Raw genomic sequence first — 10,990 nt, 5'->3', positions numbered from 1 at the left:
GTTGCGGGCTGGCCCGCGCAGCGTTTCGATAAAGCCGGCGATTGAGGCGAGCGGCGTGCGCAGTTCATGGCTGGCATTGGCAATGAAATCGGCGCGCATGCGGTCGATCCGGCGTGCTTCGCTCTGGTCCTTGAACACCAGCACATAGAGATCGGTGGCGTGACCGACCGAGGACACACTCACCCGGTAGGCCCGTTCGACCGGCAGTTTCTCCATGTAGTCGACGACATCGGAGGCGATATCACCAGATAGTACTCCATCCAGCAGGGTTTGCATCTCCGGCGCCCGGAATTTCAACGACAGCGACATGCCTGGCGCGATGCCGCCGAAGGCGGCGAAGGCGGCGGCGTTGGCATGGACGATGGTGGCGGTCCGGTCGAAGATGATCAGCGGATCGGCGACGGCGGCGGCCAGATATTCACCCGAGAGCCGCTGCAGGCCGATGGCCTCGATGGCAGCGCCGCTGCCGGTGGATTGGCGCGCGCCGGCGGTCGGCAGTATTGCCGCTGCAAGCAGCAACAGCAGCGCCGCGGGGACGACATAGGCTGAAATCCCGGCCAAGGCATAAACAGCGAGAACCGCAACGACGCCGGCCGCAAGCAGCCAGCGGCTATTCCACAGCCGTGCGGCCATGGTTTGCGTCATGCCTCTCTGCTCTGTGTCCAGGTCAGCCATTCGCTCGTGGACCTGCCCCCATGTCTTCGCACCCGGTCGCACGGTGGCGGAAAACTTCCACTAGACCGCTTGCCGCATGACCCGAAAATCGGGATCGATTTTCGGAAAGGATCATGCGCAAATTAAAAGTGCTACAGCGTCCTTTGCGCATCCAAACGGACGCGCGGCGCTATAGTGGCTCCCCATAGCATGAGTCCGGAAGCTGGAAAGGGTTCGTCTCGATGAAAAAAGCCAAAGAAAGTCCCGCCGCGCCAACTGCGGGGCCGCTGAAGATCAGGATCGGCGGCAAGGAGAGGGAGTTCGACATCGAAAATCCCGTGCTTCCCGACTGGGTCGAGGACAACAAGCTGACCGCTGGCGGCTATCCCTACGACAAGAAGATGAAAAGCGACGAGTATGACGAGATGCTCGAGAAGCTGCAGATCGAGCTGGTCAAGGCGCAGGCCTGGCTGCAGTCGACCGGCAAACGGGTGATGGCGCTGTTCGAAGGTCGCGATGCTGCAGGCAAGGGCGGCACGATCTTCGTGGTGCGCCAGTACCTCAATCCGCGCACGGCACGCAACGTGGCGCTGACCAAGCCGACCCCGACCGAGCTTGGGCAATGGTACTACCAGCGCTATGTCGACCACTTCCCGACTTCAGGCGAATTCGTCACCTTCGACCGTTCCTGGTACAACCGCGCCGGTGTCGAGCCGGTGATGGGTTTCTGCACCCCGCAGCAGCACGAGCAGTTTCTTGAGGAGACGCCGCATTTCGAGCGGATGATCTCCAACGAGGGCATCCACTTCTTCAAATTCTGGCTGAACATCGGCCGGGAAACGCAGCTCGAGCGCTTCCATGACCGTCGCTACAGCCCGCTGAAGAGCTGGAAATTTTCGCCCATCGACGTTGCAGGCATCACCAAGTGGGACGACTACACCAAGGTGCGCGACACCATGTTCGAGCGCACCCACAAGGAATTCGCGCCGTGGATCATCGTACGGGCCAATGACAAGCGGCGCGCGCGGCTGGCGATCATGCGGCGCATCCTGTCGTCTCTGCCCTATGAGGGGCGCGATCTCGAAATCATCGGCAAGGAAGACAAGAAGATCATCGGCGAAGGGCCGTCATTCCTCGGCAAGCAGGATTGACGCTTCCGCGCCGCGCGGCCTTGGCCGCGCGGCGCGTTCCTTGAGGCTTTCGCTCAGGCCGCGAGCCGGGCGATGCGTTGCAATCGCCGCAGCGTGGTGTCGTCCTGCAGCGCCTGCTGGAAAAGCGAAATCTCCTGATCGATGCGGTCGCAGAGGGCCTCGGTGTTCCCTTTCAGCAGGCCGCGCGTCTGCAGCAGGGCTGCGACCGGCTTCTTGACAAGCTGTCTCGCCCGGCCGAGCGCCGCTTCCTCGACGGTGCCGCCCGGCACGATCTCGGCGACGAGGCCGAGCGCCCTGGCGTCCTCGGCGCGAAGCGTGTCGCCGAGGCAGAAGAAGCGGAAGGCACCGGCATAGCCGAGCTTCTGCGGCGCCAGGATGCTGGTCGCCGCGTCCGGCACCAGGCCGAAATCGACGAACGGCACCCTGAACGTGCTCTCATCGGACGCGATCACCATGTCGCAATGGAACAGGATGGTGCAGCCGACACCGACGGCATCGCCGTCAACGCAGGCAAGGATGGGCTTGGGAAACGTCGCCAGCGTGCGGAACAGGTCGGTGACGGCGGCAATCAGTTTCTGGTGCTTGGTGGCGTCGAGGAATTCGGAGAAGTCGCCGCCCAGACAGAAACAGCCTGCCAGGCCGCGCAGCACGACGACGCGAACCTCCTCATTGTCGGCGGCTTCATGGAAGGTCCTTGCCAGGCTTTCATAGGCTCTCCTGTCCAGCACCGGCCGGCCGTCACTCGACGACACGGTGACGACCAGCGTGTGGTTGCGAAGTTCAGGTTGCGGGTGTGTGCTCATGGCTGTCTCCGATCTCATGACGCACGCCTTTGCCCGAGCATGTCGGGATATCCCCTGGCCAGCACGGGAGCAAAATGATTGCGGCGCGACCGCACCACATCGAGTGTGTGTTCGTTGAAGGTCAGCAAGGTGGCGACGACCTGCTGGTTGCCATAGGTGCGCTGATAGCCCAGCGGGGTCGCCAGGAAATGCAGCTGCAAGGCGCGCAGCACCCACATCGGCTCGAACTCGATGATCACCTTGTCGACGCCGCGCTTCAGCCCCCACTCGACGAAACCGGCAATCAGTTCGGTGCCGACGGTCGAAACGCCGCGACGGCCGTCACGAAAACCGGGAGCCACCGCGTAGCGGGTCAATTCCCAGATGTTTGGACCCGATGGCGGCGTTCCTTCGGAAAGATCGGTCAAGACCTCGGTCAGCAGATGTGGGCGCGTCGTCGGCAACATCCTCTGATAACCCGCCACTTCACCGCCTCTGATGACGATCTGATGGACCGCCTCGTCGTGATCGAACTGGTCGAGTTCGAGCCCGTCGGGCCGCCTGAGGTCATCCCACCCCATCTCTTCGACGAATATCTTGTAGCGCAAACGATGGACGGCCTCCCAAAGGTCGGGACGTTCCATCAATTCCTGGGTTGTAAGGGAAAAAAGCATTCCGCCGTCTCCTGCGTTCAGAGGAAGATACGGCCGTGCTTTGATGAGAAAATTGCGTGATCGCGTAGGCAAAAATTCCAGGTCGGCACGGCCGACCTAACTAATGTAGCCGCGCCGTATCGCTTCCGCGACGGCCTGCACCCTGTTGACGGCACCTAGTTTGCTTTTGGCGTTAAGAAGATGTTTCTCCGACGTGTGTTCGGAAATGCCGAGGATTTGCGAAATCTCCCATTCGGACTTGCCGACGGCGGCCCATTGCAGGCATTCGCGCTCGCGCGGCGTCAGCACGATATGATCGATGGTGTTGCTCGCCATGGTGTGGAGTTGCATGGCGCGGCCAACCGCATAGGTCGAGACCAGCGACACCTGGCCAAATTCGGCGGCGGACAATTCCACAGCCTCGCCGCCGAGCGACACCATGACGATCTGGCCGTCAAGCGTGATCAACGGAAAGGCCAATCCATCACGCAGTTTGAAGGCGCCGGCATCGCCCATCACCTCGCCGCTGCTCTTGTCTATGCGGATGCCCTGCGACGCCTCGTGCCACTGGAAGGGCGCCTGCAACTGTTTCATATGGCTGACGACCGGGTCATGATCGACATAGTTGCGCGCGACATAGCGCTCCAGCCATTCGCCCGGCCAATCGCAGAGAAGCACATGCTGCTTTTGCTGGCCGGCCGGCGTGCCTGGCTGCGGTACGGTTCCCGCCATCAGCGCGGTGAGGCCGAAATCCGATGTTATGCCCAGCAGCCTTTCACAGACCGCCGCCGCCGTTGCGGCGTGCTGCAGTTGGTCTATGTATTCCAGCGTGCGATCGAACTGACCCATCGCAACATCAACCCCATGTTGCCTCGTGCATTGCGGCCAATGATGCGTGCCTGATTTACACTTCGCCACCGACCACGGATTGCAAATCGCATACTTATTTTGTGGCTTCCCTCACCGAGGCGGCCGAAGCTGATTTGCAAACCGGCTAAATCATATCCTGAAATCGGCGGGTTGAAATCAAAAACCATTGTGCCTGTACCATTTTCGTACCAAAACCGGTGCGAGCACGACTGTGGCGGAGTTTTATCTTGGCGTTCCGGTGGAGGTCCTTCGCCCTTGCGATGCTGATCGGCTTGCTGTCGTTCGCCGACGGCGCGCGCGCCGCGGCGCCTCAGGTTCCGGTGCTGTGGGATGCCAAGGAGCGGCTGCCCAAGCCAGACCTTTCGACGCTGCCCCGGCTGAGGTTCCTGACCACCACGGACTTCCCGCCCTTCAACTTCCTTGACGGCGCGGGAAAGCTGTCCGGCTTCCATATCGATCTGGCACGCGCCATCTGCGCCGAGCTTGGCATTGTCGAAAAATGCCAGATCCAGGCCCTGCCCTGGGCCGAGCTGGAAGGCGCACTGCGGAAAGGCGAAGGCGAGGCGATCATCGCCGGCATCGCCGCAACACCGGAATCGCGCGCGACCTACGCCTTCTCACGCTCCTATCTGCAGTTTCCAGCGCGCTTCATCATGCCGAAAGGCAAGGCGCTGACCGAGCCCATCTTTGACAAATTGCACGGCAAGCGTGTCGGCGTAATATCAGGCTCGGCGCATGAACGCATGCTGCGCGACTATTTCAACACGGTTCAGGTCGTCCCTTTCGACAGGCCGGAGGACCTCTATGCCGATCTCAAGGCCGGCAAGGTCGACGCCGCCTTCGGCGACGGCATGCGCCTGGCCTTCTGGCTGGGCGGCTCGGACGCGGCGGGCTGCTGCCGCTTTGCCGGCGGGCCCTATCTGGCGCCTGAATATCTGGGCTCGGGCATGGCCATTGCCACCAAAGCGGACAATCCGGCGCTGGCCGCCGCGATCGATTACGCGCTGCAGGAGATTTCGATGAAAGGCACGTTCGCCGAATTTTATCTGCGCTATTTCCCGGTCAGCTTTTTCTGATCCGGTTCCGGTCGGCTTTGCCGGCCTGACCTGAACCTCAACAGCGCCCGGCCAAGAACTCAGGTCAGCGTGCGCAGCCGCGCCTTGGCCGCGCGGCCGATGGCAGCAACCGTCAGCGTGTCGAGATCGAGCTGACGCCGGATCAGCTGCAGCACCCGCACCTCTTCCATGCGCATTTCGAGGTCGACGGCGGCAACCTCGAAGGCGGCGGCATAGGCGGTGTCGCGCAGCCGCTCAGGCAAGACCTCGGCGACTTCAGCCAGCACACCCTCCAGCCCGTCCTTTTCGTGCAGGCGCTTCTGGCAGTCCTGGGCAACGCCGACCAGCCTGTCGCGGTTGAAGTCCTCGAACACCGGCCAGGAGCGGACGACCTCGCCGATCCGCGCCAGTTCGACATCGGTCATGTCGCGGTCCGAGGCCGAGGTGATGACCATCAGATAGATCAGGGCTTCATGAGGTGTCGGCAATTTTTTCTCCTTGAACCGGGCCTCGAAGTTAGGAACGCCCGTTCTGCACCGCAAGGAAAAAGCGCCGCACGCGTTGACGCTCCGGCGCTGCACGCCTAGAGACCGGTTGAAAACCTTGCCGCTGCCCGCCTTCGGGCCGGCAAATGATTTGGAAACTGTGACATGGCGGGATCAAACATCATCGATCTCAACCCCGAACTGTTGGCGGCCGCGACCGAAAGCAAGGCGTGGCCCTTCGAAGAGGCCAAAAAGATCATCGAGCGCTACAAAGGCGCCGACTTCCCGCAAACAATCCTGTTCGAGACCGGCTACGGGCCGTCCGGCCTGCCGCATATCGGCACGTTCGGCGAAGTGGCGCGGACGTCGATGGTGCGCCATGCTTTCCGCGTCCTGACGCAGGATAAGGTCGCGACCAAGCTGCTGTGCTTTTCCGACGATATGGACGGCATGCGCAAGATACCCGACAGCGTGCCGGACCGCGCCGCACTCGAGCCTCATCTGCACAAGCCGCTGTCGTCGGTCCCCAACCCCTTCGGCGGCGACTATGCGAGCTTCGCCGACCACAACAACGCGATGCTTTGCCGCTTCCTCGACACGTTCGGCTTCGACTACGAGTTCGCCAGCGCGACGCAATACTACAAGTCCGGCCGTTTCGATGCGATGCTCAAGCGCGCCGCCGAACGCTATGAGCAGATCATGGCGGTGATGCTGCCGACGCTCGGACCCGAGCGGCAGGCGACCTACAGCCCGTTCCTGCCGATCTCGCCGAAGAGCGGCCGGGTGCTTTACGTGCCGATGAAGCATGTCGACGCCGAGGCCGGCACCATCACCTTCGACGACGAGGGCACCGAGACCACGCTTTCGATCACCGGCGGCCGCGTGAAGCTGCAGTGGAAGCCGGATTTCGGCATGCGCTGGGCAGCGCTTGGCGTCGATTTCGAAATGTTCGGCAAGGACCACCAGACCAATGCGGTGGTCTATGACCGTATCTGCAACATTCTGGGCGGACGGGCGCCGGAGCATTTCGTCTACGAACTGTTCCTCGACGAGAACGGCCAGAAGATCTCGAAGTCGAAGGGCAACGGGCTGACCATCGACGATTGGCTGACCTATGCGCCGACCGAAAGCCTCGGGCTCTACATGTACCAGCGGCCGCGGCAGGCCAAGAAGCTGTATTTCGACGTCATCCCGCGGGCCGTGGACGAATACTATACGTTCCTTGCCGCTTATCCCCGGCAGGACTGGAAGGAACGGCTGGGCAATCCGGTCTGGCATATGCATGATGGCAACCCGCCCGCGATCGACATGCCGGTGCCGTTCTCGCTGCTGCTCAATCTGGTCAGCGCCTCCAACGCGCAGAACAAGGATGTGCTGTGGGGGTTCATTTCACGTCATACGCAAGGCGTGACGCCAACGACGCATCCCGAGCTCGACCGGCTGGTCGGCCATGCGATCCGCTATTTCGACGATTTCGTGAAGCCGACGAAAACCTTCCGGCCCGCCGACGAGGTCGAGCGCGAGGCGCTGGCAGCCCTCGACGAAGCGCTTGGGGCGCTGCCGGCGGACGCCAATGGCGAAGCGATCCAGAACGCCTCGCTCAACGTCGCGCGCAGGATCGAGCGCTACCAGGATCATTCCAAGCAGAGCCCGGAAGGCGGCCCCGGCGTATCGGGCGCCTTCTTCCAGATGATCTATCAGGTGCTGATCGGCCAGGAGCGCGGCCCGCGCTTCGGCTCGTTCGCAGCGCTCTACGGCGTGGCCGAGACACGTGCGCTCATTGAGCGGGCGCTGGCTGGTCAGCTGGCTTGAGCACGCCGTCGACCTCTTCCAGGATCGAACCCGGCGCCTGAGGGGCCGGGCGTGGCGCGGCCGGCATCGCCGGCATGCCGGACAGATCGGGCGCCGATCCGAAAATGCCCTTCTTCGCCGTGCGCGCCTTGTCGCCGGCTTCGACATAGGGTCCGCCCTTGGCGGCGCGCGCCCAGCCGTTGTCGACCAGCCATTGGCCGATATCCTGATTGCCGATCCGGCATTCGGCGGCGATCAGGTCGCGGCCGCCCTGCGGCGGCACCGTGCAGACCACCGCGCGGCCGCGCAGGAAGGCGCGGAACGCCGTCCGCGCCCGGACACCGCACGGCCAGGGCTTGCCGTCCTCGCTGCAGGTCTCATCCTGCCTGACGATATCGATGCCGGAAACCGCGACCGAGTAACCCTTCGCCTCGATCAGGCCGGCGGCCGGCGCAACCGGCTGGAACAGCTTGGTGCCGTTCCAATCGTCGGGCATTTTCGGCTTGGGCGGCACAGCCAGCGCGAGTTTGCTCAACGGCTCGCGCGGCTCGACCCGTTCAAGCCCCTCGGCGGGCAGTTCCGGTGGCGCGACAATTTGGGGATCGATCGCCCTCGAATGCAGCGCCGGCTTTGGCGGCTGCGGGGCTGCTATGGCCGATGTGGCCGGCTCCTGCGGCACCGTCCCGGCAGCCTGCTGCGCCATCGTATCGGCGCCCGGATCAAGCTGGTCCACCGTGATGACGCTTTCACTCCCTTTCAACGTGCGACCGCCGGCGACGACCATGGCCGCCATCACCGGGACCATCAGAACCGCCAGGGCATGACGAAGGAGCCGCACCAGCTTGACCTACTGGCTAGCCCAGACAATCCGCGCCACCCATTCGACATCGCGCATGGGAATATCGCGGTCGGGATGATCGGGATTGAGCGAGACCAGCGCAATCGACTTGACGGTCTGGCGCTCGAGCACCTTGGCCATCACCTCGCCTGATGTGGTCTTGACGACGACGCGATCGCCCTTGCGGGTGACGGCGCCCGGTTCGACGATGAGGACGTCGCCATTGCGGTAGAGCGGCAGCATGGAATCGCCTTGCACCTGCAGCGCGTAGGAGCTCTCGGTCGATTGCGCCGGCAGTTCGATCAGATCCCAACCCTGCCCGACTGGAAAGCCGGCATCGTCGAAGAAGCCGCCGGCGCCGGCTTGGGCAAAGCCGAGCAACGGCACGGAGCTTCTGCGGGCGACCGAAGCGGCATGGCTGGTCGAAGCACCATTGCTGATCCCAGGCCGGCCTTCGATCAGACCGGTGAATTCGTCGAGTGAGGCGCCCGTCGCCTCGATGATCTTGGCCAGCGATTCGGTCGAGGGCCAGCGTGGTCGGCCATCCGACGACAAACGCTTCGACTTGTTGAAGGCAGTGGAATCGAGCCCCGCACGCTTGGCCAAACCCGAGGCCGAAAGCGAATAACGCTTGGCAAGAGCATCGATGGCAGCCCAGACTCGGTCGTGCGAGAGCATGCTCGCTCTCCTTCGGTGCAGGAAAAAATACCTTTCCCTTCTAGTCTTGGAATGTCGTTTTGTCCACCGGTCGTGAGTGGTTGCAAACGTTTCCGTCGATCGCGGAAAGTCCGACTACCGGGATCGACCGACACCCTTGGCCAAGCTGCGCAGACCCTGGTGCGATGTCATGAAAATCCGCTCCGTTTGCGTCGGTGGCCGCGGGTTCACGGCACGACCAAGTGCCGCAACGACCTCGCCAATCTCAAGAAAGTTGCGAGCCTTGCGATCGTAGACGCCGGCTGTCGTCAGGATCAACGCGGCCGTCTCGCCATTGTCGAGGACGAAGCGGTGCTTGCCTACAACCTGGGTGCCTTCCCAGGTCTCGATCGAGGACACCACTTCGAAGCGGCGCCACAGCCTGATCTCGCGTGCATAGACCGCTTGCAGTCCGCCCATCATCGGCGCCCAGCCATTCTTCCTTGCCAGCGTGATGAGGCCTGCACGAACAAACAGGTCGATGCGGCCGAGATCGGCCAGCATCATGTAGCGCGCATTGTTGAGATGGATGTTGAAATCGATGTCGGTCGGCAGGCAGCGGAAAGCCAGCCGGCCTTCGCCGCCCATCACATAGGGGCCACGGCTGCGTGCCGTGGCCATCATGCGCACCATGCGCGCCCAGACATACATTACAGCGCCCCATGTCCTCTTGGACGCGCAAAGGTCGCTGCAAGACGCTTGATTTTGCCCATGCGTCAGGCTGCCTGCTTCACGTCGCCTTTCGCATAGGGATCGAAGCGCTGGTAGAAGGTCTCGCCTTTCTCGGCCATGTCGAGCAGCAGCTTGGGTGCCTTGAACTCGGCGCCGTATTTCTTCTGCAGGTTCTTGGCGATCTTCACGAACGCCTTGGCGCCGATGCCGTCGATGTAGGACAGCGCACCGCCGGTGTAGGGCGCGAAGCCGAAAGCGAGGATCGAGCCGACATCGGCCTCGCGCGGGTCGGTGACGATGCCTTCTTCCATCACCCGCGCCGCTTCCAGCGCGATGGTGACCAGCAGCCGCTGCTGCAGTTCCTCATAATCGACCTTCTCGGGTGCAAGCTGCGGATAGAGCTCCCTAAGGCCCGGCCATAACTTCTTCTTGGCGGGCTTTGCCGGGTAATCGTAAAAACCCTTGCCGTTCTTGCGGCCGAAGCGGCCGTGATCGTCGACCATGGCGTTGATCAGCGCCATCTGCTTGGGATCGACCGCCTTGTCGCCCAGATCCCTGATGGTCTGCTTCATGATCTTCTGGGCAAGGTCGATGGCCGTCTCGTCGGTCAGCGCCAGGGGGCCGACCGGCATGCCGGCCGCCTTCGCTGCATTCTCGATCATCGGCGCGGGAACGCCCTCGATCAGCATCTTGTAGGCTTCCGACATGTAGCGCAGCACGCAGCGATTGACGTAGAAGCCGCGCGTGTCGTTGACGACGATCGGCGTCTTCTTGATGGCGCGAACGAAGTCGATGGCGGTGGCCAGCGCCTTGTCTCCGGTCTTCTTGCCCAAAATGATCTCGACCAGCATCATCTTGTCGACCGGCGAGAAGAAATGGATGCCGATAAAGTTTTTCGGCCGCGCCGAATTCTTCGCCAGGCCGGTGATCGGGATGGTGGAGGTGTTCGACGCGAAGATCGCCGATGGCTTCAGCACGGCCTCGGCCTGTTCGGTGGCGCTCTTCTTCACGCTCGAATCCTCGAAAACGGCCTCGACCACCAGATCGCAGCCGGCAAGGTCGGCATAGTCCGCCGTCGGCGTGATCAGCGACAGCAGTTTGTCCTTGTCCTCCGGCTTGGCGCGGCCCTTCTTGACCTGATCCGAGATCAGGCCGTCGGAATGCGCCTTGCCCTTGGCAGCCGACTCCAGATCACGGTCGAGCAGCACCACCGGGATGCCGGCCTTGGCGGTGACATAGGCGATGCCCGCGCCCATGAAGCCGGCGCCGAGAATGCCGATCTTCTTGAATTTGGTTTCGGGCACGCCGGCCGGGCGGCGGGCGCCCTTGTTCAGTTCCTGCAG

At 62.8% G+C, this 10,990-nt stretch carries 12 protein-coding genes; 3 read left to right on the top strand and 9 right to left on the bottom strand.

Going from position 1 to position 10,990, the window contains the following annotated elements:
• A partial coding sequence (locus EN906_RS10030) for a histidine kinase dimerization/phospho-acceptor domain-containing protein (RefSeq protein WP_281060436.1) occupies positions 1 to 675 on the bottom strand: 675 nt, incomplete at its 3' end.
• Between the two features lie 221 nt (positions 676 to 896).
• Between EN906_RS10030 and ppk2 the strand changes: the two genes are divergently transcribed.
• On the top strand, positions 897 to 1,805 hold the full coding sequence (gene ppk2, locus EN906_RS10025) for a polyphosphate kinase 2 (RefSeq protein WP_127267149.1): 909 nt from the start codon (positions 897 to 899) through the stop codon (positions 1,803 to 1,805).
• Between the two features lie 53 nt (positions 1,806 to 1,858).
• Here the strand turns inward: ppk2 and EN906_RS10020 are convergent, their stop codons facing one another.
• The 3 genes from EN906_RS10020 to EN906_RS10010 form a co-directional block, all read right to left on the bottom strand.
• Entirely contained in the window at positions 1,859 to 2,608 is a 750-nt protein-coding gene (locus tag EN906_RS10020; protein WP_013533649.1) for an enoyl-CoA hydratase-related protein, read from the bottom strand.
• Between the two features lie 14 nt (positions 2,609 to 2,622).
• Complete coding sequence (locus EN906_RS10015) at positions 2,623 to 3,261, bottom strand: acyl-homoserine-lactone synthase (RefSeq protein WP_013533650.1); 639 nt, start codon at positions 3,259 to 3,261, stop codon at positions 2,623 to 2,625.
• A 96-nt stretch (positions 3,262 to 3,357) separates the two neighbouring features.
• Entirely contained in the window at positions 3,358 to 4,089 is a 732-nt protein-coding gene (locus EN906_RS10010; RefSeq protein WP_127267150.1) for a LuxR family transcriptional regulator, read from the bottom strand.
• 248 nt (positions 4,090 to 4,337) lie between these two features.
• Here EN906_RS10010 and EN906_RS10005 point away from each other — a divergent pair, with 248 nt between their 5' ends.
• On the top strand, positions 4,338 to 5,186 hold the full coding sequence (locus EN906_RS10005) for a transporter substrate-binding domain-containing protein (protein ID WP_127267151.1): 849 nt from the start codon (positions 4,338 to 4,340) through the stop codon (positions 5,184 to 5,186).
• A 59-nt stretch (positions 5,187 to 5,245) separates the two neighbouring features.
• Here EN906_RS10005 and EN906_RS10000 read toward each other — a convergent pair whose 3' ends face one another.
• Positions 5,246 to 5,653, bottom strand: a complete 408-nt coding sequence (locus EN906_RS10000) for a tellurite resistance TerB family protein (RefSeq protein WP_256755010.1) — start codon at positions 5,651 to 5,653, stop codon at positions 5,246 to 5,248.
• A gap of 162 nt (positions 5,654 to 5,815) precedes the next feature.
• Here EN906_RS10000 and EN906_RS09995 point away from each other — a divergent pair, with 162 nt between their 5' ends.
• Positions 5,816 to 7,462 carry a lysine--tRNA ligase gene (locus EN906_RS09995; RefSeq protein WP_127270068.1) on the top strand — a complete coding sequence of 549 codons (1,647 nt, stop codon included), beginning with the start codon at positions 5,816 to 5,818 and terminating at the stop codon, positions 7,460 to 7,462.
• On the opposite strand, the gene EN906_RS09990 is transcribed toward EN906_RS09995, so the two are convergent.
• From EN906_RS09990 to EN906_RS09975, 4 genes are all read right to left on the bottom strand, one after another.
• Positions 7,428 to 8,279, bottom strand: a complete 852-nt coding sequence (locus tag EN906_RS09990) for a thermonuclease family protein (protein ID WP_348627432.1) — start codon at positions 8,277 to 8,279, stop codon at positions 7,428 to 7,430. The two genes, EN906_RS09995 and EN906_RS09990, sit on opposite strands and share 35 nt — an antisense overlap.
• Positions 8,280 to 8,288: 9 nt before the next feature.
• Positions 8,289 to 8,957, bottom strand: a complete 669-nt coding sequence (locus tag EN906_RS09985) for a helix-turn-helix transcriptional regulator (RefSeq protein ID WP_127268614.1) — start codon at positions 8,955 to 8,957, stop codon at positions 8,289 to 8,291.
• 114 nt (positions 8,958 to 9,071) lie between these two features.
• Positions 9,072 to 9,626, bottom strand: coding sequence for a thioesterase family protein (locus EN906_RS09980; protein WP_127268615.1), 555 nt, complete (start codon positions 9,624 to 9,626; stop codon positions 9,072 to 9,074).
• Between the two features lie 65 nt (positions 9,627 to 9,691).
• A partial coding sequence (locus EN906_RS09975) for a 3-hydroxyacyl-CoA dehydrogenase NAD-binding domain-containing protein (RefSeq protein ID WP_245484219.1) occupies positions 9,692 to 10,990 on the bottom strand: 1,299 nt, incomplete at its 5' end.

It is taken from the genome of Mesorhizobium sp. M7A.F.Ca.CA.004.06.1.1 (genome assembly GCF_003999135.1).
In the GTDB taxonomy this organism is placed as follows: domain Bacteria; phylum Pseudomonadota; class Alphaproteobacteria; order Rhizobiales; family Rhizobiaceae; genus Mesorhizobium.
This window is presented reverse-complemented; position numbering and strand designations above follow the sequence as displayed.